Annotated in this window: 19 protein-coding genes and 1 pseudogene; 5 read left to right on the top strand and 15 right to left on the bottom strand. The window is 71.7% G+C overall.

Annotated features, from left to right (window positions below):
• Positions 1–37 precede the first annotated feature (37 nt).
• Positions 38–3,379 carry an SCO5717 family growth-regulating ATPase gene (locus tag ACZ43N_RS40850; protein ID WP_468104654.1) on the top strand — a complete coding sequence of 1,114 codons (3,342 nt, stop codon included), beginning with the start codon at positions 38–40 and terminating at the stop codon, positions 3,377–3,379.
• 129 nt (positions 3,380–3,508) lie between these two features.
• On the opposite strand, the gene ACZ43N_RS40845 is transcribed toward ACZ43N_RS40850, so the two are convergent.
• The 9 genes and pseudogenes from ACZ43N_RS40845 to rimP form a co-directional block, all read right to left on the bottom strand.
• Positions 3,509–4,462 carry a bifunctional riboflavin kinase/FAD synthetase gene (locus tag ACZ43N_RS40845; protein ID WP_468104652.1) on the bottom strand — a complete coding sequence of 318 codons (954 nt, stop codon included), beginning with the start codon at positions 4,460–4,462 and terminating at the stop codon, positions 3,509–3,511.
• 130 nt (positions 4,463–4,592) lie between these two features.
• Positions 4,593–5,593, bottom strand: a pseudogene (locus ACZ43N_RS40840) (serine protease); the annotation flags it as partial.
• Positions 5,594–6,278: 685 nt separating this feature from the next.
• Positions 6,279–7,193 (bottom strand): tRNA pseudouridine(55) synthase TruB, encoded by a 915-nt coding sequence (gene truB, locus ACZ43N_RS40835; protein ID WP_468104651.1) that lies wholly within the window; start codon positions 7,191–7,193, stop codon positions 6,279–6,281.
• Positions 7,190–7,636 (bottom strand): 30S ribosome-binding factor RbfA, encoded by a 447-nt coding sequence (gene rbfA / locus ACZ43N_RS40830; RefSeq protein WP_468104649.1) that lies wholly within the window; start codon positions 7,634–7,636, stop codon positions 7,190–7,192. The genes truB and rbfA overlap by 4 nt, the downstream gene beginning before the upstream one ends.
• Positions 7,637–7,709: 73 nt before the next feature.
• Entirely contained in the window at positions 7,710–8,003 is a 294-nt protein-coding gene (locus ACZ43N_RS40825; RefSeq protein WP_055543214.1) for a DUF503 domain-containing protein, read from the bottom strand.
• 417 nt (positions 8,004–8,420) lie between these two features.
• The gene (gene infB / locus ACZ43N_RS40820; RefSeq protein WP_468104648.1) at positions 8,421–11,483 is read right to left on the bottom strand and encodes a translation initiation factor IF-2; all 3,063 of its coding nucleotides are present in this window, start codon (positions 11,481–11,483) and stop codon (positions 8,421–8,423) included.
• 147 nt (positions 11,484–11,630) lie between these two features.
• Positions 11,631–11,909 (bottom strand): YlxR family protein, encoded by a 279-nt coding sequence (locus ACZ43N_RS40815; protein ID WP_468104646.1) that lies wholly within the window; start codon positions 11,907–11,909, stop codon positions 11,631–11,633.
• Between the two features lie 125 nt (positions 11,910–12,034).
• Entirely contained in the window at positions 12,035–13,021 is a 987-nt protein-coding gene (nusA, locus tag ACZ43N_RS40810) for a transcription termination factor NusA (RefSeq protein ID WP_468104645.1), read from the bottom strand.
• Between the two features lie 2 nt (positions 13,022–13,023).
• A complete protein-coding gene (gene rimP, locus ACZ43N_RS40805; protein WP_468104643.1) occupies positions 13,024–13,533 on the bottom strand; it encodes a ribosome maturation factor RimP in 510 nt (169 codons plus the stop codon).
• Positions 13,534–13,766: 233 nt separating this feature from the next.
• Here rimP and ACZ43N_RS40800 point away from each other — a divergent pair, with 233 nt between their 5' ends.
• From ACZ43N_RS40800 to ACZ43N_RS40790, 3 genes are read left to right on the top strand one after another with little or no spacing between them, the layout of a single operon-like run.
• Positions 13,767–14,330 carry a hypothetical protein gene (locus tag ACZ43N_RS40800; RefSeq protein WP_468104641.1) on the top strand — a complete coding sequence of 188 codons (564 nt, stop codon included), beginning with the start codon at positions 13,767–13,769 and terminating at the stop codon, positions 14,328–14,330.
• Complete coding sequence (locus tag ACZ43N_RS40795; RefSeq protein WP_468104639.1) at positions 14,327–14,782, top strand: ferritin-like domain-containing protein; 456 nt, start codon at positions 14,327–14,329, stop codon at positions 14,780–14,782. Before ACZ43N_RS40800 ends, ACZ43N_RS40795 begins: the two co-directional genes overlap by 4 nt.
• Positions 14,783–14,809: 27 nt before the next feature.
• The gene (locus ACZ43N_RS40790) at positions 14,810–15,739 is read left to right on the top strand and encodes an aminoglycoside phosphotransferase family protein (RefSeq protein WP_468104637.1); all 930 of its coding nucleotides are present in this window, start codon (positions 14,810–14,812) and stop codon (positions 15,737–15,739) included.
• A 214-nt stretch (positions 15,740–15,953) separates the two neighbouring features.
• Here the strand turns inward: ACZ43N_RS40790 and ACZ43N_RS40785 are convergent, their stop codons facing one another.
• From ACZ43N_RS40785 to dxr, 6 genes are all read right to left on the bottom strand, one after another.
• Positions 15,954–17,660, bottom strand: a complete 1,707-nt coding sequence (locus tag ACZ43N_RS40785; RefSeq protein WP_468104635.1) for a proline--tRNA ligase — start codon at positions 17,658–17,660, stop codon at positions 15,954–15,956.
• Positions 17,661–17,761: 101 nt separating this feature from the next.
• Positions 17,762–18,292, bottom strand: coding sequence for a GNAT family N-acetyltransferase (locus tag ACZ43N_RS40780; RefSeq protein ID WP_468104633.1), 531 nt, complete (start codon positions 18,290–18,292; stop codon positions 17,762–17,764).
• A 106-nt stretch (positions 18,293–18,398) separates the two neighbouring features.
• On the bottom strand, positions 18,399–19,253 hold the full coding sequence (locus ACZ43N_RS40775; protein ID WP_468104631.1) for a GNAT family N-acetyltransferase: 855 nt from the start codon (positions 19,251–19,253) through the stop codon (positions 18,399–18,401).
• A 265-nt stretch (positions 19,254–19,518) separates the two neighbouring features.
• A complete protein-coding gene (ispG, locus tag ACZ43N_RS40770) occupies positions 19,519–20,676 on the bottom strand; it encodes a flavodoxin-dependent (E)-4-hydroxy-3-methylbut-2-enyl-diphosphate synthase (protein WP_468104629.1) in 1,158 nt (385 codons plus the stop codon).
• A 192-nt stretch (positions 20,677–20,868) separates the two neighbouring features.
• Positions 20,869–22,173, bottom strand: coding sequence for a M50 family metallopeptidase (locus ACZ43N_RS40765; RefSeq protein ID WP_468104627.1), 1,305 nt, complete (start codon positions 22,171–22,173; stop codon positions 20,869–20,871).
• On the bottom strand, positions 22,170–23,444 hold the full coding sequence (gene dxr / locus ACZ43N_RS40760; RefSeq protein ID WP_468104625.1) for a 1-deoxy-D-xylulose-5-phosphate reductoisomerase: 1,275 nt from the start codon (positions 23,442–23,444) through the stop codon (positions 22,170–22,172). Before dxr ends, ACZ43N_RS40765 begins: the two co-directional genes overlap by 4 nt.
• Positions 23,445–23,659: 215 nt before the next feature.
• On the opposite strand from dxr, the gene ACZ43N_RS40755 reads away from it, so the two are divergent.
• Entirely contained in the window at positions 23,660–24,115 is a 456-nt protein-coding gene (locus ACZ43N_RS40755; RefSeq protein ID WP_468104623.1) for a lamin tail domain-containing protein, read from the top strand.
• The last annotated feature ends 155 nt before the right edge of the window (positions 24,116–24,270 follow it).

Below are 24,270 nucleotides of genomic sequence, written 5' to 3'. Positions count from 1 at the left end.
ACGACTTTGAGGGTGCTCGACCACACCAGGAGGAACTGTGAACAGCGATCGGGACGGGATGCGCGGGGGCTGGGCCACACCCGGCGATGACCAGTCCGACGCGGAGTCCGCCATCGAGACGACGGGCGAGTTCACCATCGACTACGCACCGCCTGCCTGGTACACGCAGAACGCCTCGTCGCAAGGGGCCGGTTCGGATCCGGGTACGAGCGCGGATCCTGGTGCGGGTGCGGGAGGAGCCTCCCCGGCGGCCGGTCCCGCGACACCTCCGCCCGCTCCGCCGGCCGGCCCGCCGGTCGACATGGCGGGTACGGCGTCGGGCGGCGCGTATCCGCCGCCGTGGCCCCCGGTGGCCGCCGCACCCACCCCGGGTCCGGCCCCCTCCCCCGTTCCCGCCCGGGCCGACACCGACAACGGTGACCTTGAGAGCGGCGCGACCATGCGGATCTCCGCCGCCGCGCTGAAGCGGGACATCGCGGCGGTGGCCGCCGCCGAGGAGGCAACTGCCGCTGCGGACGACGGAGGGAGCGCCGTCCCCGGCGGGGGTGCGAAGACTGAGGCGGGTGCGGAAGCCGGAGCCGACGCAGGTGCCGGCGCCGCTGTGGACGCCGGCGCTGCTTCCGGCGGTGAGCAGCCGGTCGAGGGCCGGGAGCTGAAGGGGCGTGAGCCGCAGACCCCGAAGTCCGAGGGCGCGGGTGCAGGTGCGTCCGAGGCCGAGGACGTGGCCGGTGTCGGTGCGGATGACCTGGGCGGCGACCGTGGCGCCGAAGGGACCGCGCAGAGCGGTTCCTCGCCCGACGGCCAGGACCAGAGCCCGGTTCAGGTCCAGGCCCCGGAGGGTGCCGCCAACGAGGCCGATGCCGACGCCGGTTCGGCCGAGCGGCCCGCCGACGGCGGCCCGGCCGCCGCGGCGGAGGATCAGGCCGAGCAGGGCGGCGTGAGCGCCGAGGGCTCGGCGGCTACCGTCGCATCGGGCGAAGCCGGCGCCGCAGAGGGCGAGCGGCTCGGAGACACCGCCACCCCGGAAGCCGCCTCCGGCGAGGCCGAGCCGGCAGATGCCGTACCGCAGGACGCCGCTCCGCGGGTGCCCACCCCTGGCACCGGCGAGCCCGCCGAGGGCGCCGACCCGAAGGAGGGTCCGGCGCCCCAGGACGCGCAGCCCGCGCCCGCCTCGCCGGACGCCTCCGGTGCCGTACCGCCCACTCCTCCCGCCTGGGCTCCACCGCCGGCCCCGCAGGGCGGGCTGCCGCCGCTGCCGCCCGCGTACCAGCCCGCGGCACCCCCACCGGCCGCGCAGTGGCCCGCGTCCGCTCCGTCGGCCCCGGCCACGCAGGCGTTCCCCGAGGCCCCGGCCCCCGCGCCGCAGCCGGCGGTTCCGCAGCAGCCCTTCGTCCCGCAGACCCCGCAGACTCCGCAGACCCCGCAGGGTGCGCCCGCAGCGTGGGGCGACGCGGCCGGTGGCGCACCGGGGGCGCCCGGTGTGCCGGGGGCGCCGGATGCGCCTCCCGTTCCGGGTACACCCTCCACTCCGGGCGCGCCAACTCCCGCGCAGGCCCCCAACGAGGTCCAGCCCCCGGCGGGTTACGGTTTCCCGCAGCCCCCGGCCCAGCCAGGCCGGCCCGTCGCCGGCTACGGCTTCCCCCAGGCTCCAGCCCAACCCGGACAGCCGGGACAACCCGGTCGGCCCGACGCCCCCATGCCCGCCGCGCACCCGGCGCAGCCTGCCCCCGGCTACGGCTTCCCGCCTCCGGCCACGCCCCCACAGGCGCCCGTACCCCCGCAAGGCGGCTACGGCTCCCCCCAGCCCCCGGCCCAGCCAGGCACCCCGGACAGCCCTCAGCCCCCGGCCCCGCCCGCGGGCTACGGCTTCCCGCACCCCGGCGCATCCCACGCCCCTGGCGGCCCCGGCGGACCCAACCAGCCGCACGCCCCGATCCCCGGCCAGCCCGGCCCGGCGGGTTACGGCTTCCCCCAGCCCCCGGCCCAACCCGGCCAGCCCGGCACCCCGGCCCAGCCCGGACAGTTCGGCCACCCCGGCGCCCCCGCGCAGCCCGGCCACCCCCAGGCCCCCGCAGGCAACGCCGCCCCCACCGCTCCCGTCGACCCTCGTACCGGCACCGCCTGGCCGCAGCCCGTACAACACGATCAGCGGCAGCCGACCAACCCCGGTGTGGCGCCGCTCGGTTACACGGCGGCGGTGGAGCTGTCCTCCGACCGGCTGCTCAACAGCAAGAAGCAGAAGGCGAAGAGCAGCCGTCCGGCGTCCGGCGGTGGGCTGTTCAAGCTCGGCGGCAAGAAGGAGGAGGCCGAGCGGCAGCGGAAGCTGGAACTGATCAGGACCCCCGTCCTGTCGTGCTACCGCATCGCGGTCATCAGCCTCAAGGGCGGCGTCGGCAAGACCACGACCACCACTGCCCTCGGCTCCACGCTCGCCAGCGAACGGCAGGACAAGATCCTCGCGATCGACGCCAACCCGGACGCGGGCACGCTCGGCCGCCGGGTCCGCCGCGAGACCGGCGCCACCATCCGTGACCTGGTCCAGGCGATCCCGTACCTCAACTCGTACATGGACATCCGGCGGTTCACCTCCCAGGCCCCGTCGGGGCTGGAGATCATCGCCAACGACGTCGACCCGGCCGTCTCCACGACCTTCAACGACGAGGACTACCGGCGCGCGATCGACGTGCTCGGCAGGCAGTACCCGATCATCCTGACCGACTCGGGCACGGGTCTGCTCTACAGCGCGATGCGCGGGGTGCTGGACCTCGCCGACCAGCTCATCATCATCTCGACGCCGTCCGTGGACGGTGCGAGCAGCGCCAGTACGACCCTGGACTGGCTCTCCGCGCACGGGTATCAGGACCTGGTGGCGCGGTCCATCACGGTCATCTCCGGTGTGCGCGAGACCGGAAAGATGATCAAGGTGGAGGACATCGTCCACCACTTCGAGACGCGCTGCCGCGGCGTCGTGGTGGTGCCGTTCGACGAACACCTGGCTGCCGGTGCGGAGTTGGACCTCGACATGATGCGGCCGAAGGTGCGGGAGGCGTACTTCACGCTCGCCGCGATGGTCGCCGAGGACATCGCACGGCACCAGCAGTCGCACGGCCTGTGGACCTCCGACGGCAACCCACCGCCGGTGGCCGCCCCGCCGCTGCCGGGACAGCCCGTACCGGGCCAGCCGTACCCGCAGCAGCAGGGCCAGCCCTATCCCGGTCAGCCCTACCCCGGTCAGCCGTACCCCGGTCAGCCCTATCCGGGTCAGGCTCCCCAGCCGGGCCAGCCGCCCCAGCCCCACCCCGGCCACCCGGCTCCGGGTCAGCCGTACCCGCCCCAGCAGGGCCAGACCCCGCCGCCGGCAGCGCCCCCGCAGCAGTAGCAGGCGTAGGAGCTAGGAGCTAGGCATACGGAAAGGCCCGCACCGTGATGGACGGTGTGGGCCTTTCCGTATGCCCTGTGGTCTGTCCGTATGGCCTGTGGCCTGTGGCCAGTCGGTCCGCGGAGAGGATTACTCCCCCGTGTACGCCGCGATCAGCTCACGGCACTTCTTGACGTCCTCCGCCATCGCCACGAGCAACGCCTCCAGCGACTCGAACTTCGCCTGTCCCCGCACGAACGCGTAGAAGTCGACGGCGACATGGAGCCCGTACAGATCGAGGCCGACCCGGTCGATCGCGTACGCCTCGACCGTGCGTTCCGTGCCGTCGAACTGCGGGTTCGTGCCGACGGAGATCGCGGCGGGCATGGCCTCGCCCTCGACGTGCAGCCAGCCTGCGTAGACGCCGTCGGCGGGGATCGCGGTGTGCGGGAGGGTCTCCACGTTGGCCGTGGGGAAGCCCAGCTCGCGACCGCGCTGGGCGCCGCGTACGACGACGCCTTCGACGCGGTGGGGGCGCCCGAGGATCTCCCGTGCGCCCTCGACGTCGCCCTCGGCGATGAGCCGCCGGGTCAGGGTGGACGAGAAGGGCTCGCCGCCGCCCGCCTCACCGGTCACGTACAGGTCGACGACCTCGACCTCGAAGTCGTACGTCTTGCCCTGCTCGGCGAGGAAGTCCACGTCGCCGGCGGCCTTGTGGCCGAAGCGGAAGTTGGGGCCCTCGACGACAGCCTTGGCGTGCAGTTTGTCGACCAGGACCTTGACCACGAAGTCGGCCGGGGAGAGTCGTGAGAACTCCGTTGTGAAGGGCAGGACCAGGACCGCGTCGACGCCCAGCTCGGCCATCAGTTCGGCGCGGCGGTGGTGCGCTGCGAGCAGCGGCGGGTGGGTGCCGGGACGCACCACCTCGCTGGGGTGCGGGTCAAACGTGACGACGACGGAGGGAACACCCAGCTCGCGGGCGCGTTCCACGGCGTGCCGGAGGATCAGCTGGTGCCCACGGTGCACCCCGTCGTAGGAACCGATGGTGACGACGCTGCGCCCCCAGTCCTCGGGGATGTCCTCCAAGCCACGCCAGCGCTGCACTGTGACCGCTCCTCGTCGAACCTGTGTCCGTGGTTGCCTCTACGCAGGTCTAAGGGTGCCATGCCCGCAGCCGTCGGCCCGCATCGGCATCCTGCCTGTGACCCGGAGCACGGTCGAGGCACCCCTCTCGGGCGGGCACCCGCGCCCCCGGCCAGCCCGCCAGGTTCTCGATCATCCGTCGGGTGCTCGGCCCCAGCACCGCGGCCCATTCCTGCGGTGTGCCGCTGAGCCAGCTCGCCACCAGCACCGCGAAGCCGGGGGCGTGGCGGGCGAGGTCGACGAGCGCCCAGTCGAGACGGGTCGCCCCTTCGGGCGTACGGACGAGAAGCAGGCCGACGCGATGCACCAGCTTCCTGGTGTCCGCGGCGTCCGCCTCGGTGGTGTCGCCGGTGGGTACGCGGGAGGCGGCCACGGCCCGCGGCAGGCCGTCCAGGACGGACGGGTCATGCTCGGTCACCAGCAGCAGATCAGGGACCTCGCGGCGCAGTGGGCGGGAGGAGACGGTGCCCCGCTCGGCGAACACGGCCCCGAGCGCCGCCCGCACCTGCACGGGACCGTCGGCGATGAGCCCGCTGATCAACGGGAACAGTACGGCACGGTTCCCGGCCGGTGCTCCGGACGCCGCTCGATGTACGCGGCGACATGCCCGGCCGCCTCGGGGCGCAGCTCCACGGTCTCCCGTACGAGGCCGCTGACGCGGCAGGTGATGGCGGGGGAGGTGATCTCGGCCAGGGCGCGCAGGGCGCCACCGTCGGCGCCGGGTGTCCGCAGCCGGATGCGGAAGGCGTTCAGCACGGGGTCGGGGCGGCTGGGCAGGGCGGCGGCGAGCACGCTCACGGGCAGCTGTGGGTCGCCCGCCATGAACCGCTCCAGCGCCTGCGGCGGCTGCCGGGCCCTGGTCCCCGGGTCGCGGACGAGCGGTGCGAGCGGTGCGAGCGCCCCGCCGTGCAGGGTGCTGTCGGCCGAGCCGGCGAGCAGGGTGAGGGCGGCGTGGCGGAGCAGGCCACGGTCGGAGTCCGTCCGCGCGTGGGGCGCGGCCCGCAGCCCGTACGTCAGTGCCCCCACCCGCCGCGCCGGCCCCTCGTCGTGCGCCCACCGGTCCACAGCCCGGCACACGGCCGACGGCTCCTCCGGGGTCGTCGGGAGCCGTGCTGTGCTGTCCGGCGGCAGCAACGCGTCCAGGGCGACGAGCAACTCCTCCAGCCGTCCGGCCGGTTCGGCCGGCCCCTGCTGCCAGGGGCACGGCGAAGCCGGCCGACCGGTGGGGTGCCTCCAGGGCCGTCCCGAGGACACCCACCACGGCCCCGGCGGTCATGTCGAGCACGGGCCCACCGGCCGCTCCCCCGCCCGCCCGCAGCGCCTCGCTCCCCACCGTCCCGATCGCCAACTCCAGGGCGCCGGACACCAGATGGAAGCCGTCCGTCGCGGTGTAGGTGACATCCGCGGCGCCCAGTACCCGCGCCTCGGGCCGGCCGCCGGCGGCGAAGCGGACGTTCGTGCCCGCCTCGATCCCGTGACACAGCGCGAAGGGCGAGCGGGTCGACGCCGAGCCCTTCGGCGGATCAACGCGAGATCGAGGGCCGGCAGGCGGGTCACCGCTCAGACCGCTCGGCGAACGCGCCCCCTTCCGCTCCCTCGGTTCACTCCGAGCGCCTGCACTAAGGGGTGAATAGAGAGGGGCGGGTGGATACACCTCTGGGTGGGGGAACCGAGGGGGGACCGTGGAGCGGCGGGAACAGCAACCCCGTGACCGTCGCTCCACGCTCGCCGGGAGGTGCGCCCTCGCTCCGCACTCCGGCAAGGCCCGCCTGCGGCCTCAGCCGAAGACGGCCAGGCTCTTGGCCTTGCCCTTCAGGTTCTCCACCAGGGCCAGGAAGCGACCGTCGGCGTCGAAGACCGCCACGGGGCCGGTCCCGGCGTACTCCTCCGGCATCTCCAGGCGCACGCCGTTGAGCAGGAGCCGGGCCCGCTTGGTGTCGACGTCCCAGCGGGGGAACGCGGCGGCGGCCGCCTCGGCGATCGGCATCACGGTCAGCTCCTCCTGGAGCTGGTCGAGGGTCCGGGCCGAGTCCAGCTTGTACGGCCCGACGCGGGTCCGGCGCAGCGCGGTGAGGTGACCGCCGACACCGAGATCGGCGCCCAGGTCGCGGGCGAGGGCCCGGATGTACGTCCCGGAGGAGCACACCACCGACACCACCAGGTCGAGGACGGGGGTGCCGTCCCCGGCGACGGCGTCGCGGATGTCATACACGGCGAACGAGGAGATCGTGACGGGCCGGGCGGGGATGTCGAAGTCCTCGCCGTCCCTGGCCCGCTTGTACGAGCGCACCCCGTTGATCTTGATGGCGCTGACCTTGGACGGCACCTGCATGATGTCGCCGGTCAGTTTGGCGACCCCGGCGTCGACGCCGTCGCGGGTGACCTTCGACGCGTCGACCGACGCCGTGATCTCGCCCTCGGCGTCGTCGGTGACGGTGGTCTGCCCCAGCCGGATGGTGCCCAGGTACTCCTTCTCGGTGAGCGCGAGATGACCGAGGAGCTTGGTGGCCTTCTCCACACCGAGGACGAGCACGCCGGTGGCCATGGGATCCAGGGTGCCCGCATGCCCGACCCGGCGGGTCCGTGCGATGCCGCGCATCTTGGCGACGACGTCGTGCGAAGTGAAGCCCGACGGCTTGTCGACGATGACAAGCCCGTCGGGCGTGGTGCTCTTCTGGCGCTGCTGGGTCATTCGGCGACGTCGTCCTCGTCGTCACCCGGCTTCTTGTACGGGTCGGCGTCACCGGCGTACTTCGCCCCTGAGGCGCTCTCGCGCACCTTGGCGTCCGAGGTACGCGCCTTGTCGAGGAGGTCCTCGATGGTGCGGGCGGTGTCCGGGAGGGCGTCGGCCACGAAGGTGAGCGTCGGCGTGAACTTCACGCCCGCGGCCCGGCCGACCTCGGAACGGAGGATGCCCTTGGCGCTCTCCAGTCCGGCGGCGGCCGCCGCCCGCTCCTCGTCGTCCCCGTACACCGTGTAGAAGACGGTCGCCTCCCGCAGGTCCCCGGTGACCCGGGTGTCCGTGATGGTGACGTGTGAGCCGAGCCGCGGGTCCTTGATCCCGCGCAGCAGCTTCTGGGCCACCACCTCTCGGATGAGGTCCGCCAGCCTCTTGGCGCGCGCGTTGTCGGCCACTGGTCCGTCTCCTAGCTCGTTCTGCGTTACCGCTGTTTCTTGAATTGTCCTGCGATCCGGCTCCGCGACCGGTCTAGTCGTCGTCGCCGTGCAGCCGCCGTCTGACCGAGAGCAGTTCCACCTCGGGACGACCGGCGACCAGCCGCTCGCACCGGTCCAGTACGTCGGTCAGGTGCCCCGTGTCACCGGAGACGACCGCCAGCCCGATGACGGCCCGGCGGTGCAGATCCATATGGTCGACCTCCGCCACGCTCACCGCGAACTTCCGCTGGAGCTCGGCCACGATCGGACGGACGACGGAGCGCTTCTCCTTCAGCGACCGTACGTCGCCGAGCAGGAGGTCGAAGGACAGAGTCCCCACGTACATGTGTGTAGCCGGTTAACCCGCCGGGCCGGGGTAGATGGCCTGCGCCGTGTCCGGGCAGGAACATCTGAACCGTACCCCGAACCTGCGGTGCGGCTCGACGGGATATCGGGCGCCTAGTGACTCGGGGGTACGGGTTCGTTGGCGACCGCGGGCAGTTCGTGGTTCCTCGCGCAGTTCCCCGCGCCCCTGAAGGGAACGGGCCTGCGACCCGCCCTTCATCCTGAAAAGCACGGGGGGCAGCCCCGGTCGCTTTTCAGGGGCGCGGGGAACTACGCGACAAGCCCCATCCGGCCGGCAGTCTCACGACGACCGATCCAGCCCGCCTCTTGTCAAAAGGGCCCGAGGGCGGCAGCCCCCGGAAAACGGCCACACCGGCCGGCGGTGACCACGTCACCCCCGGCCGGCATGAACCTGGGCTTACGCCCGCGGCTTCTCCCGCATCTCGTACGTCGCGATGACGTCGTCCACCTTGATGTCGTTGAAGTTTCCGAGGTTGATACCACCCTCGAAGCCCTCTCGGATCTCGGTGACGTCGTCCTTGAAGCGACGCAGGCCCTCGATGTTGAGGTTCTCCGCGACGACCTTGCCGTCGCGGATGAGGCGGGCCTTGGTGTTCCGCTTGACCTCGCCGGAGCGGATGAGAACACCCGCGATGTTGCCCAGCTTGGACGACTTGAAGACCTCGCGGATCTCCGCCGTACCGAGCTCGACCTCTTCGTACTCCGGCTTGAGCATGCCCTTGAGGGCCGCCTCGATCTCCTCGATCGCCTGGTAGATGACCGAGTAGTAGCGGACGTCCACACCCTCGCGCTCGGCCATCTGCTGCGCACGCCCGGCGGCGCGCACATTGAAGCCGATCACGATGGCGTCGGAGCCCATCGCCAGGTCGATGTCGGACTCCGTGACCGCACCGACGCCGCGGTGCAGGACGCGGATGTCGACCTCTTCGCCGACGTCCAGCTGGAGCAGGGAGGACTCCAGGGCCTCGACGGAACCAGAAGCGTCACCCTTGATGATGAGGTTGAGCTGCTGGACCTCGCCGGCCTTGAGCACCTTGTCCAGGTCCTCGAGCGAGACGCGGCGCGTGCGCTTGGCGAACGCGGCGTTGCGCTCACGGGCGGCACGCTTCTCGGCGATCTGACGGGCCGTACGGTCCTCGTCCACGACGATGAAGTTGTCGCCCGCACCCGGGACGTTGGTGAGACCCAGGACCTGCACCGGCGTCGACGGGCCCGCTTCGAGCACGTTGTTGCCGTTGTCGTCGTGCATGGCACGGACGCGGCCGTACGCGTCGCCGACCACCATCGTGTCGCCGACCCGCAGCGTGCCTCGCTGGACGAGGACCGTCGCCACGGCACCGCGGCCGCGGTCGAGGCGGGACTCGATCGAGATGCCCTGCGCGTCCTGCTTCGGGTTGGCCCGCAGGTCGAGCGAGGCGTCGGCGGTCAGGATGACCGCTTCCAGCAGCGAGTCGATGTGCAGACCCTGCTTGGCGGAGATGTCGACGAACATGGTGTCGCCGCCGTACTCCTCGGCCACCAGGCCGTACTCGGTCAGCTGACCACGCACCTTGGTCGGGTCCGCGCCCTCGACGTCGATCTTGTTGACCGCGACGACGATCGGGACGTCGGCCGCCTTGGCGTGGTTGAGCGCCTCGACCGTCTGCGGCATGACGCCGTCGTTGGCCGCGACGACCAGGATCGCGATGTCCGTCGACCGGGCACCACGGGCACGCATGGCGGTGAACGCCTCGTGACCCGGGGTGTCGATGAAGGTGATCTTGCGCTCTTCGTCGTTGACCTCGGTCGCCACCTGGTAGGCACCGATGTGCTGGGTGATGCCGCCGGCCTCGCCCGCGATGACGTTCGTCTTGCGGATGGCGTCGAGCAGTCGGGTCTTACCGTGGTCGACGTGACCCATGACGGTGACGACCGGCGGGCGGACGACCAGGTCGTCCTCGTCGCCCTCGTCCTCGCCGAACTCCAGGTCGAAGGACTCGAGCAGCTCGCGGTCCTCCTCCTCCGGGCTGACGATCTGAACGGTGTAGTTCATCTCGTCGGCGAGGAGCTGGAGCGTCTCGTCGGAGACGGACTGGGTCGCGGTGACCATCTCGCCGAGGTTCATCATGACCGCGACGAGCGACGCCGGGTTGGCGTTGATCTTCTCCGCGAAGTCGGTGAGCGACGCACCGCGCGACAGGCGAATGGACTCGCCGTTGCCGCGAGGCAGCATCACGCCGCCGACCGACGGGGCCTGCATGGCCTCGTACTCCTGGCGCCTCTGCCGCTTCGACTTGCGGCCACGACGCGCCGGACCGCCGGGACGACCGAAGGCGCCCTGCGTGCCACCACGGGCACCCGGACCACCGGGACGACCACCGAAGCCGGGACGACCGCCGCCGCCCGCACCCGGACCACCGGGACGACCGGCGAAACCGCCGCCACCACCGGGAGCACCGGGACGGCCGGCGAAACCGCCACCGCCGCCACCGGGACGACCGGCGAAGCCGCCGCCACCCGGACGACCGCCGCCGCCACCGGGACGACCGCCGCCACCAGGACCACGACCGCCGGGACCGCCGCCACCGGGACGCGGGCCGGCAGCGGGACGCTGCGGCATCATGCCGGGGTTCGGACGCGGGCCGCCGGGGCCGCCGCCGGGACGGGGACCGCCCTGCGGACGGGGCATGCCACCGGGCGTCGGACGGGGACCGCCCGGAGCCTGGGGACGGGGACCGCCACCGGCCGCACCCTGCGGACGGGGGGCCTGGCCGGGAGCCTGCGGACGCGGGCCGGGGGCACCGGGGCCACCGGGACGCGGCGCACCGCCGGGACGGGGCGCCTGCGGGCGGCCCATGCCGGTGGAGCCACCGGAGGTGAAGGGGTTGTTACCGGGACGCGGACCCGCGGGACGGGCGCCGCCGGGCTTGGGCGCACCGGCACCGCCGGGACGCTGACCGCCGGGGCGGGGGGCCTGACGCTCCTGGCCGGGGCCGGCCGGACGCTGCTGGCCACCGGGGCGCGGCGCACCCGGGCCCGGACGGGCGCCCGGACGCGGGGACTGGGCGGCCGGAGCCGACGGGGGCGCCTGGAACTCGGGCACGCTCGGGGCCGGGGAGGCCGGAGCGGGCTTCGGCGTCGGCGGCTTCGGGCCGGGCACGGGACGCGGACCCGGGGTCGGGGCCGCGGGCTTCTCCGCGGCGGGCGGCTTGGGAGCCGCCGGACCCGGACGCGGGGCAGCCGGACGGGCGGCCTGCGCGGGGGAGGGGGCCGCCGGACGAGCCGGGGCGGCCTTGCGCGGGGCGGGCTTGCCGCCACCGCTGCCCTGCTGGAGGGCGTCAGTCAGCTTGCGTACAACAGGCGCCTCGATCGTCGAGGACGCCGAACGGACGAATTCACCGAGCTCTTGGAGCTTGGCCATGACGACCTTGCTCTCAACCCCGAACTCCTTGGCGAGTTCGTATACCCGGACCTTAGCCACTTCGCTCCTTTTAGGTCCGGGTTGACGCCGGACCGTCGCTACTTCATGGGCGTACTCATCGCGTGCTCATCGAGTGCTCATCGCAATCTCGACCTACTTCCAACTCGCGGGGTACCAGGGCCGCACGGAGGTTCCATGCGACGCGTCTTACTGTGTTGCCTGCTCGACGGTGAGGCGCAACGCCGCGGTGTCGAGCGGTCCCGGGGCACGGAGCGCCCGCGGGAACGCCCGGCGGCGAACCGCCAGGTCGAGACAGACCAGGGCGGGGTGGATGTACGCACCCCGGCCGGGCAGCGTACCGCGAGGATCGGGGACGCATTCGTCCTCGATCGCCACGACGCGCAGCAGCTCGGTCTTGGCCGCTCGCTGCCTGCACCCCACACAGGTGCGCTCAGGGCATGCGCGGGCACGCGTCCGGCCAGACACTGCTAAGTCTACCTCCCCGCACCGACCTCACCCCTTTGGGGCAAGAATCGAACGGTTGTTGTCGTGATCTAAGCGACCTGCGGCTTGGATCTATTCCCGATCATGCGCCGGACGCTCTTCCGGGGCTATTCGGACGGCTGCTCGGTGTCCGGGCGGATGTCGATCCGCCAACCGGTGAGGCGGGCGGCCAGGCGGGCGTTCTGGCCCTCCTTGCCGATCGCCAGCGACAGCTGGTAGTCAGGCACCGTGACCCGCGCGGAGCGGGCCGCGAGGTCCACCACCTCGACCTTGGAGACCCTGGCCGGGGAGAGGGCGTTGGCGACCATCTCGGCCGGGTCGTCGGACCAGTCGACGATGTCGATCTTCTCGCCGTTCAGCTCGCCCATGACATTGCGCACACGGCCACCCATCGGGCCGATGCAGGCGCCCTTGGCGTTCAGGCCCGAACGGGTGGACCTGACGGCGATCTTCGTACGGTGACCGGCCTCACGTGCGATGGCGGCGATCTCGACGGACCCGTCGGCGATCTCCGGCACCTCCAGGGCGAAGAGCTTCTTCACCAGATTGGGGTGCGTGCGCGAAAGGGTGACGGACGGACCGCGCACTCCCTTCGCCACCCGGACGACGTACGACCTCAGGCGCATGCCGTGCGGGTACGTCTCCCCGGGGACCTGCTCCTGCACGGGCAGGATGGCCTCCAGCTTGCCGATGTCGACGAGCACGTTCTTCGGGTCGCGGCCCTGCTGGACCACACCGGTGACGATGTCGCCCTCGCGGCCGGCGTACTCGCCGAGCGTCGCGTCGTCCTCCGCGTCCCGCAGACGCTGCAGGATCACCTGTTTGGCGGTCGTGGCGGCGATACGGCCGAAGTCGGACGGGGTGTCGTCGAACTCACGCGCCTCCTGCCCCTCCTCCAGGTCCTCGGGGTCCTCCTTCGCCCACACGGTCACATGGCCGGTCTCCCGGTTGAGCTCCACGCGCGCATGGCGGCGGCTTCCCTCGGTGCGGTGGTAGGCGATGAGGAGGGCCGCCTCGATCGCCTCGACGAGCAGGTCGAAGGAGATCTCCTTCTCCCGTACCAAGCCCCTGAGAGCACTCATGTCGATGTCCACGGCTACGCCTCCTCCTCTTCCTTCATGTCCTTCTTGTCCTTGCGGTTGAACTCGACCTGGACGCGGGCCTTGTCGATCTCGTCGAAGGAGAGCCTGCGGGTGGTGGCCTTACGGCCCTTCACCCCGGGCACCTCGAGGTCGAGGCCGTCGTCGTCCACGGTCAGGATTCTGGCGATCAGTTCCCCGCCCTCGCGGAGTTGGAACTTCACCAACCGGTCCACGGCCCTGCGGTAGTGACGGTGTTCGGTGAGGGCGCGCTCGGCGCCCGGCGTGCCGACTTCCAGGGTGTACTCCGCCTGGCCCATCACGTCCGTCTCGTCCAGCCTGGCCGAGAGTGCGCGGCTGACGTCGGCGACCGCGTCCAGATCGGCGCCCTCGTCCGAGTCGACGACCACACGCAGCACCCGCTTGCGGCCGACCGCGTCCACGGCGATCTCTTCGAGGTCCAGACCCTGGGAGCGTACGAGGGGTTCCAGCAGCTCTCGCAGCCTCTCGCTCTGGGTGGTGCTCATCCGGGTGACTCCTCGGCCGCGTGTGCTGTTGTGGGTAGGGCGCGTGTCAGGTCAAAGGGTAGCCGCTCCGCTGGGGTGTTGCCGTCCGCCTGCGCGTCCGGGCGTCGTGGTCCGTTGACGCGTGCGGGTTGTCCGCGGCCGGTCACGCGGTTCCCGCCGCTCCTCGCGGGGTGCGGCCGGGTAACGTGATCACACCGCTCTTTTGTTCGTACGACCCCCCTAGGACGTCTGCTGTGTCGTTGAGCCCGCCGTCGCGTGCCCAGTCGGGGCCGCGCAGAAGGAGTTTGCTCGCCGGGGCCGCGGGTCTGGGCCTGCTCGTGGGGTGCTCGGCCGGGGGTGAGGGGTCGGATGCCGCCGGGGGGAGTCCTTCTGCGGCGGAGAAGGCGCGGGCCCGGGCGGCTCGGGACAGTGAGGCGATCGTGGAGCGGTACGACGCCGTCATCGCCGCCCATCCGGACCTGGCCAGGCTGCTCACGCCGCTGCGGCGGGAGGCCGAACGCCACGCGGAGGCGCTCGGGGGCGGAAAACGCCCGGCGAAGCCTTCCGTTTCTCCCTCGCAATCGGCGTCCGCCTCTTCTCCCTCGCGGTCGGCGTCCGCCTCGCCCTCCGGTGAGCCCGCTCCCGTGCCGGCCGACCCCAAGGCCGCGCTCGCCGACCTGGCCGCCGCCGAGCGCAAGCTCGCCGACCGGCGGGGCAGGGAGTTGCTCGAAGTGCCGGGCGAGCTGGCCCGGCTGATGGCGTCGGTGGCCGCTGCTGGGGCCGGGCACGCGTACATGTTGACGGAGGGTGCGAAGTGAGCGGGGCGGAGCTGAAGGCGATGCAGGCGGCGCTCGGGGCCGAGCACGCCGCCGTGTACGGGTACGGGATCGTCGGCGGGAAGATCGGTGACGCGCGGCAGAGCGAGGCGCGGGAGGCGTACGACGCCCATCGGGCCCGGCGGGACCTCCTGACACGGGCCGTCCGGGACCTCGACGGCAGGCCCGAGGCCTCGGCCGCCGCGTACGCGCTGCCTTTTCCGGTGACGGACGCGCAGTCCGCTGTTCGGCTCGCCGTGGAGCTGGAGGAGGGGGTGGCCCGGGTGTACTCCGACCTGGTGCGGGCGGCGAAGGGGGACCGGCGGGCCTCGGCCGCCGAGGCACTGCGGGAAGCGGCGGTGCGGGCGGTCAGGTGGCGCGGCGAAAGCGTAGCCTTCCCTGGTCTCGCCGAGCGGGCGGCCGCTGCCACCCCTTCGGCGGCACCGCGCACCTGATCACGGCCTGAAGGGAACGACTCGCACATGACGCCCAGGGCTTTCGAGGCTTTCGAACCGCCGCAGCGGCTTGTGCGAGCGCTCGCCGAAACCCGGCAGGCTGGCGGCGACGGTACCCAGGAGTGGCTGTCGCATCTGCCCGAACTCCTTCAACAGGCCCTTGATCTACGCGAGTTGACCGTCGAGCGGGTGCAGGCACCCGGCGGTCGCAGCAGTCTGGTGCTCCTCGTACGGCAGATCGACGGCACCCCCGCCGTACTGAAGCTGGCGCCCGAGCGGGCGCGGCCGGAGAGCGAGCGGGCGGCGCTCGCCCACTGGGACGGGCGGGGGGCGGTGGAGTTGCTGAACCCCGGCGACAGTCAGGGCGTACTGCTTCTGGAGCGGCTGCGTCCGGACATGTCCGTGCGGTCACTGCCCGAGGCGAAGGCGCTGCTGGAGGCGGCGGCCACGTTGCGTCGGCTGTGGGTCGAGCCGCCCGAGTCGCATGTGTTCGAGACCGTGGCCGAGCGGACGGAGCGTCAGGCCGAGGCGATGCGCGCGAGCGCCGAGGCGGACGGCGAGGTCCGCTCGCTGGTCGAGGCCGCGCTCGGCGCGCGGGAGGAACTGCTCGGCTCCCCTCCCGAGGAGCGGTTGCTGCACGGGACGTTCCGGCAGAGCAAGGTGCTGGCCGGGGACCGGTTGCCGTGGCTGGCGGTGGGGCCGGATCCGGTGGTCGGTGAGTGCGCGTTCGATCTGGCGCGGCTGGTGCGGGACCGGGTCGAGGACCTGATCGCCGCGCCGTCGGGGGCGGCGACGACGAGACGGCGGGTGAGGAAGCTGGCCGAGTCGTTGGACGTGGACCAGGAGCGGTTGCGGGGGTGGACGCTGTTCCGGGCCGTGGAGTCGGGGGTGCGGGCCCGGCGGGTGGGGCGTCCGGGCGATGCGGAACTGCTGCTGGAGTTCGCCGGCTGGCTCTGAGGCCGGCGGGCCCGCGCTGTGCGGGCGTCCGCGACGGCGCGCCGTTCTCCGGCCGTCATGACCGTTCCCTCCGTGGTGGCCTTCAGTCACGCCCTACGGTCGGGGAACGGTCCGGGAGCACCCTCGAAAGGGCCGAGGTTCGTCGGCGGCTGGCGGGTGCGTGGGGTTTTCTCGCGCAGTTCCCACGCACCCGCTCGTCCGTACGGAGCCAGGCTCAGGCGGCCGTCAGGCGGGCGATCGCCTCGTCGACCGTCAGCTCCTCGCGCTCGCCGGTGCGGCGGTCCTTCAGCTCCACGACGCCCTCGGCGCTGCGGCGGCCGGCGACCAGGATCTTCGGTACGCCGATGAGCTCCGAGTCGGTGAACTTCACGCCCGGGGAGACCCCGGCGCGGTCGTCGACGAGGACGCGCAGGCCGGCGGCCCGCAGCTTCTCCGAGACCTCCAGCGCGAGTTCGGTCTGGAGGGCCTTGCCCGCGGCGACCACGTGCACATCGGCCGGGGCGACCTCGGCGGGCCAGCACAGACCCTTGTCGTCGGCGGTCTGCTCGGCGAGGGCCGCGACCGCGCGGGAGACACCGATGCCGTACGAGCCCATGGTGACGCGGACGGGCTTGCCGTTCTGGCCGAGGACGTCGAGCTTGAGGGCGTCGGCGTACTTGCGGCCCAGCTGGAAGATGTGGCCGATCTCGATGGCGCGGTCCAGCCTCAGGCCGGTGCCGCACTGCGGGCACGGGTCGCCCTCCTGGACGACCACGACGTCGACGTACGCACCGACCTCGAAGTCACGGCCCGCGACGACGTTCTTGGCGTGCATGCCGTCCTTGTTGGCGCCGGTGATCCAGGAGGTGCCGGGCGCCACCCGCGGGTCGGCGACGTACGTGACCTTCTCCCCCAGGCCCTGCGGGCCGACATAGCCGCGGACCAGCTCGGGGTGGGCGACGAAGTCGTCCTCGGTGACCATCTCGACGGCCGCCGGGGCGAAGTGCGCCTCCACCTTGCCCATGTCGACCTCACGGTCACCGGGGACACCGATGGCGACGATCTCGCCGTCGACCTTCACGAGGAGGTTCTTCAGCGTGGCGGAGGCCGGGACGCCGAGGTGGGCGGCGAGGGTCTCGATGGTGGGGGTGTCGGGGGTCGGGATCTCTTCGAGGGCGGGCACGCCGTCGGCGTCCACCGGCTTCAACTCGTAGGTGATCGCCTCGGTGTTGGCGGCGAAGTCGCAGTTCGGGCAGTCCGCGAAGGTGTCCTCGCCGGCGCCGGCCGGGGCCAGGAACTCCTCCGACTTGGAGCCGCCCATCGCGCCCGCGGTGGCGGCGCAGATGCGGTAGTCGAGGCCCAGACGCTCGAACACCTTCTGGTAGGCCTGGCGGTGCAGGGCGTACGACCGGGCGAGGCCCTCGTCCTCCAGGTCGAAGGAGTAGGAGTCCTTCATCAGGAACTCACGGCCGCGCAGGATGCCGGCGCGGGGGCGGGCCTCGTCGCGGAACTTCGTCTGGATCTGGTAGAGGATCACCGGCAGGTCCTTGTAGGAGGACGCCTGGTCCTTCACGATCAGCGTGAAGATCTCCTCGTGGGTGGGGCCGAGGAGGTAGTCGCCACCCTTGCGGTCCTGGAGGCGGAACAGCTCCGGGCCGTACTCGTCCCAGCGGCCGGTCGCCTCGTAGGGCTCCTTCGGCAGCAGGGCGGGGAGCAGCACCTCCTGGGCGCCGATGGCGTCCATCTCCTCGCGGACGATCCGCTCCACGTTGGCGAGGACCCGCTTGCCGAGGGGCAGCCAGGTCCACACGCCGGCCGCGGTGCGGCGCACATAGCCGGCGCGTACCAGCAGCTTGTGGCTGAGTACCTCGGCGTCCGCCGGGTCGTCGCGCAGCGTCTTCGCCATCAACTGGGACATGCGCTGGACCGGTGCGTTCGCCATGGTTCTCGTACTCCTGCTGCGGATCGGTTGATGGCAGGAGGTTAGCCGGGGGGCGGGGGACCGTGGAAATCCGGCGGTGGCGGGCGCGAGCGGGAGGGCGGCTACCTGCGGCGCAGGGGCAGGGGGGCGCCCATGACGGCGTACGGCCGGGGGGCGCTGGGGAAGAGGACCTGGCGGGCCAGGTCCTCGTAGCCGAGGGAGTGGTACAGGCCCCGGGCCGGGCTGTCGGTGTCGATCGCGGAGAGGATCGAACGGGGCTCGGTCGCGCTGTCGGTGATGGTGGTGATCAGGGAGCGGCCGACACCGCGGTTCTGGTAGGCCGGGTGGACGTGCAGCTCGGTGATCACGAAGGAGTCGTCCAGCCAGTTCTCGTGGCCACGGGCGCGGAGGTAGGGCTCCACGACGGTGGACCACCAGTGGGTGCGGTCGTTGGGCATGCCGTAGACGAACCCGACGAGGCGGCCTTGGGCCGTGGCACCGAGTGCCCTCGCTCCGCGGTAGGTCATGTGGCGCAGGACGATCTGGCGGCGTACGGCCACCTCGTCGGGGCCGAGGCCGAACGCCACTGCCTGGACGGCCAGGGCCTCGTCTACGTGGGCGGAGAGGTCCAGGGGGCCGATGACGAGGCTCATGTTGCGGATGCTACAGGGGGGTTCGTGCGGTGTGCGGAGTGCCCGGTCGCATGTGGCCGGCCGTGCGGTTCCCCGCGCGCCCGTGACCCGGCTGGGTCGGCCTCGGTCAGAAGAGGACGCTCATGAACTCCCCCACCTCCTGGAAGCCGACCCTTCGGTAGGTGCGCCGCGCAGCGGTGTTGAAGTCGTTGACGTAGAGGCTGACCAGGGGTGCCACGTCGGCGAGGGCGTAGCGGAGGACCGCCGCCATGCCGGGGGCGGCCAGACCCTGGCCGCGGTACTCGGGGGCGACCCAGACGCCCTGGATCTGGCATGCCTGGGGGGTGGCGGCGCCGATCTCGGCCTTGAAGACCACGCGGCCGTCGGCGTCGAGGCGGGCGAAGGAGCGGCCGGAGCCGACGAGTTCGGCCACGCGGGCCTGGTAGAGGAGGCCGCCGTCCCCGGCCATCGGGGAGACGCCGACCTCCTCGGTGAACATCGCCACGCACGCCGGCATGATCGTTTCCATCTCGTCCTTGCGGATCCGGCGGACGTACGGGTCAGGGGTGACCTCGGCGGGGTCGGGCAGCCGGTCGGTGACCATCAGCGGCTGGTGGGCGCGGACCTCGCGGGCGGGGCCCCAGCTGGGCTCCAGCAGGCGCCAGAGCTGGGCGGTGGGCTCGGCGGGGCCGACGAGCGAGGAACAGCGGCGGCCGGACCGGCGGGCACGGTCGGCGAAGGCGCGGACGGCGCGGGAGGTGGCGCAGATCGGGACGAGATTGGCGCCGGCGTAGCACAGGGAGGTGAGGGCGCCGTCCTCGTACCAGCCCCACATCTCGCCGCCGAGCCGCCATGGGTCCAGGCCGGCGACCTGGACGCGGGAGGTCACGAAGGCGTTCGCGACGGGCTCGCGGTCGAGGACGGCGAGCGCGGCGTCCAGGTCACTCGGTTCGAGGACCCGGGTGGTGGTCTGGGTCAACACGTGCGGGGGCCTCACCCTTGGTCTGCGCTGATTTCCGCACGATACCTTGCGGGGCTGTGGCGGGGTGCCCTGTGGCTGCGCCACGGGCCGGGCGCCCAGTGGCCTCGGGGGGGTACCTGTGCTCCGGCGGGTGCGGGTGCGTCGTGGCTTGTCGCGCAGTTCCCCGCGCCCCTCGAGGGGCCTGCGGCCCTCGGGACGGGGGCTGCGGCCCCGCCGAGACGGTGCCTCGGCGCCCCGAGTCCCCCGTCGGGTGCCGCTCGCGTCGTCAGCCCGCCACCGCGACCGTCGGCTCGCCCGACGCGACGCCGGACTTCTCCATCTCCTCGGCGATCTTCATGGCCTCTTCGATGAGGGTCTCGACGATCTTGGACTCGGGGACGGTCTTGATGACCTCGCCCTTGACGAAGATCTGGCCCTTGCCGTTGCCGGAGGCGACGCCGAGGTCGGCCTCGCGTGCCTCGCCGGGACCGTTGACGACGCAGCCCATGACGGCGACGCGGAGGGGGACCTCCATGCCGGTGAGGCCGGCGGTGACCTCTTCGGCGAGCTTGTAGACGTCGACCTGGGCGCGCCCGCAGGAGGGGCAGGAGACGATCTCCAGGCCGCGCTGCTTGAGGTTGAGGGACTCCAGGATCTGGTTGCCGACCTTGACCTCCTCCACCGGGGGCGCGGAGAGGGAGACGCGGATGGTGTCGCCGATGCCCTCGGAGAGGAGCGCGCCGAAGGCCACGGCGGACTTGATCGTGCCCTGGAACGCGGGGCCCGCCTCGGTGACGCCGAGGTGGAGGGGGTAGTCGCACTGGGCTGCGAGCTGGCGGTAGGCGTTGACCATCACGACGGGGTCGTTGTGCTTGACCGAGATCTTGATGTCCCGGAAGCCGTGCTCCTCGAAGAGGGATGCCTCCCACAGGGCGGACTCGACCAGGGCCTCGGGGGTCGCCTTTCCGTACTTCTGGAGGAGGCGACGGTCGAGGGAGCCGGCGTTGACGCCGATGCGGATCGGGGTGCCGTGGTCGCTCGCCGCCTTGGCGATCTCCTTGACCTTGTCGTCGAACTGCTTGATGTTGCCCGGGTTGACGCGGACGGCGGCGCAGCCGGCCTCGATCGCGGCGAACACGTACTTCGGCTGGAAGTGGATGTCGGCGATGACCGGGATCTGCGACTTCTTGGCGATGACGGGCAGGGCGTCGGCGTCGTCCTGGGTCGGGCAGGCGACCCGGACGATCTGGCAGCCGGAGGCCGTGAGTTCGGCGATCTGCTGGAGCGTGGCGCCGATGTCCGACGTACGCGTGGTCGTCATGGACTGGACCGACACCGGTGCGTCTCCGCCCACCGCCACGGACCCGACCTGGATCTGCCGGCTCTTCCGGCGCTCGGCGAGCTTGGTCGGAACGGACGGCATGCCGAGAGAAATCGCAGTCATCTGCTGTGCAACCCCAAGTTGTGGATCAGGATCGGGTCCCGGAACAGGCGGGCTCCAGGCTTCGAGATTACGGCACGGGCATGTCCCCGAGCACATCACGGGGCCCTGACCGCCCTGCAGGGGAGCGGGCTGGGCCGGACAGCGCAGCGGCCGGGCACCTCAGGGTGCCCGGCCGCCGTGAACGCCAAGTGGCTACGAGATGCGCACCGGGTTCACGAGGTCCGCGATGAGCACCAGGAGGGTGAAGCAGATGAAGACACCTGCCACCACGTACGCGACGGGCATCAGCTTCGCCACGTCGAAGGGGCCGGGGTCGGGGCGGCGCAGCACCTTGGCCGTCTTCCGGCGCACCGACTCCCACAGGGCGCCCGCGATGTGCCCGCCGTCGAGCGGGAGGAGCGGGAGCATGTTGAACAGGAAGAGGGAGAGGTTGAAGCCGGCCAGCAGGATGAGGAAGTTGGTGAGCTGCTGGGTGGCGGGGATGTCCATGGTGAAGATCTCGCCGCCGACGCGGGCTGCGCCGACCACGCCCATGGGCGAGTCCGCCGCGCGCTCGCCGTCGCCGAAGGTGGCGTCCCACAGGGCGGGGATCTTGGCGGGCAGGGAGATCAGGGACTCGACGCCGTTCTCCATCATGTCGCCCATGCGGTCCACGGACTGTCCGAAGGAGAGCGGGACGATGGCGCTGGCGGGGGTGAAGCCGAGCCAGCCGGCGGAGACGTACTTGTCCTCGACATAGCCGCCCTCGCCGTCGGTCTGGGCGACCTTGTTCTTGATCAGGGTGGGCGTGATGTCGACCCGCTTGCCGTCACGCTCGACGGTGAGGGTGACCTTCTTGCCGGGGTTGTCACGGATGTCGGCCTGGAGGGCCGACCAGTCGGTGACGGGTGCGCCGTCGAACGCGACGATCTTGTCACCGGGCCGGAGGCCGGCGGCCTTGGCGGGGGCCTCCTTGTCGCCGTCCTTGCACTTGGACCGGTTCTCGCTGGCGGAGATGACGCAGTCGGAGACCTTGCTGACCGTGGTCGTCTGGGTCTTGGCGCCGAAGGTCATCAGCACGCCGACGAAGATCACGACGGCGAGGACCAGGTTCATGAACGGCCCGGCGAACATCACGATCACGCGCTTCCACGGCTTGCGCGTGTAGAAGAGACGGTGCTCGTCGCCGGGCTGGAGCTCCTCGAAGGAGGCCTCGCGGGCATCCTCGATCATCACGCGCCACGGGGAGGTGGAGCGGCTCTCGACGCGGCCGTCGGGGCCGGGCGGGATCATGCCGATCATGCGGATGTAGCCGCCGAGCGGGATCGCCTTGACGCCGTACTCCGTCTCACCCTTCCTGCGGGACCACAGGGTCGGGCCGAAGCCCACCATGAACTGGGGAACGCGGATCCCGAAGAGCTTGGCCGTCGAGAAGTGGCCGAGCTCGTGCCAGGCGATCGAGAAGGCCAGGCCGATCACGAAGACCACTATGCCGAGGATGAACATCAGGGTCGTCATGCACGGGCCTCCGCGGTCGTCCGCTCGGTGGGTTTGCCTGGGGAACCGGTCAGTTCACGGGCGCGGGCGCGCGCCCAGGTCTCCGCTTCGAGGACGTCCGCCACGGTCAGGGAAGTTCCCGTGGCGGGGGTGCCGTGCTCCTCGACGACCCGGGTCACCGTCTCCATGATCGCGTCGAACCGGAGACCGCCGTGCAGGAACGCGTCCACGCACTCCTCGTTGGCCGCATTGAACACCGCCGGGGCCGTGCCCGCGAGCCGGCCCACGTGCCGGGCGAGGCCGACCGAGGGGAAGGCGTCGTTGTCGAGGGGGAAGAACTCCCAGGTGGACGCCGTGGTCCAGTCGAAGGCGGGCGCGGCGTCGGGGACGCGCTGCGGCCAGCCGAGACCGATGGCGATGGGGCCGCGCATGTCCGGGGGCGTCGCCTGCGCCATTGTCGATCCGTCCGTGAACTCAACCATCGAGTGGACATACGACTGGGGATGCACGACGACCTCAATGCGATCGAAGGGAATGTCGTAGAGGAGGTGCGCCTCGATGACTTCCAGGCCCTTGTTGACGAGGGTCGCGGAGTTGACCGTGATGACCGGGCCCATGGCCCAGGTGGGGTGCGCAAGGGCGTCGGCGGGGGTGACGTCGGCGAGTTCCGCCTTGGTACGGCCCCGGAACGGGCCGCCGGAGGCGGTGACGACCAGTTTGCGCACATCGGCGCGGGTGCCGCAGGCGAGGGCCTGGAAGAGGGCGGCGTGCTCGGAGTCGACCGGGATGATCTGGCCGGGCTTGGCCACGGCCTTCACCAGCGGGCCGCCGACGATGAGCGACTCCTTGTTGGCGAGGGCGAGGGTGCGGCCCGCCTCCAGCGCGGCGAGGGTGGGCGCGAGGCCGATGGAGCCGGTGATGCCGTTGAGCACCGTGTGACAGTCGGAGGCGGCGAGTTCCGCGGCGGCTCCGGCGCCCGCGAGGATCTCGGGGAGCGGCTCCCCGGCGCCGTACGCGGCGGTCAGGGCCTCGCGCAGTGCGGGGACGGTGTCCTCGCGGGCGACGGCGACGGTCCGCACGCGCAGTCGGCGCGCCTGCTCGGCCAGCAGCTCCACCCTCCCTCCGGCGGCGGAGAGACCGGTGACCCGGAAGCGGTCCGGGTTGCGCAGGACGAGGTCGATGGCCTGGGTGCCGATCGAGCCGGTCGATCCGAGGATCACCACATCCCGTATCCCGTCGACGGGATCGAAGACGAGATGGGGATCGGCGAGAGGGGCGGGACTGTCACTCATCCCCCCATTGTTGCCGCATCCGGCATCCGGCAGGACCGCGCGGGGCCCCCGTTGACCCACTTCGGGTGGTGTGCCGTTGACGATGCGCTTTCTCCGTTTGTGAAGCAGGTGTGAAGACAGGGTGATATGACTTCTTCCCGGCTGATCCGAATGTCGTATCAGCCGATCGCTGCTGCACGGCGGCGGTCGTGCACGAGGACCCTGGGGGGAAATCCATGCGCAAGCGCATACGCGCCGCTCTGCCCGCGCTCGCCGGAGCGGTGGCTCTGACCGGCACGGTGCTGAGCAGCCCGGCGGAAGCCGCGGGCAGCGTGATCATCTACGAGGTGTACTACGACAGCCCGGGGTCGGACCACGGTTCCAACACGAGCCTCAACGCCGAGTGGATCATCATCAAGAACACCAGATCGACGACGGTGGCCCTGAAGGGCTGGAAGATCAAGGACAGGACCGGCTACACGTACACCTTCGGCGATGTGTCGGTCAGTGCCGGCAAGTCCAAGAAGGTCCACACGGGCAAGGGCACCAACACGGCCTACGACAAGTACTGGGGCCGTTCCTGGTACGTGTGGAACAACTCCGGTGACACGGCCACGCTCCACAAGCCGGACGGGACGAAGTCCGACACCTGCTCGTGGTCCTCCCTCGGCAGGGGCTACAAGTACTGCTGAGCGGTTAGGGGTCTTTTCCCTATGAGCGTCCGATCAGGTCTTGCGGGCATAGGGAAAGGACCCCTTAGAAGTCCTAACGAAATGATCTCCGAGGTGGTTGGATCACTCCGGGACCGATGATCCGGGGGTGCGAGGTGGCGCGGCCGAAGCCGTGG

This window comes from Streptomyces sp. NPDC030814 (genome assembly GCF_055572155.1).
Note: the sequence above shows the minus strand (reverse complement) of the source record. Positions and strands in the feature narration are given on the sequence as shown.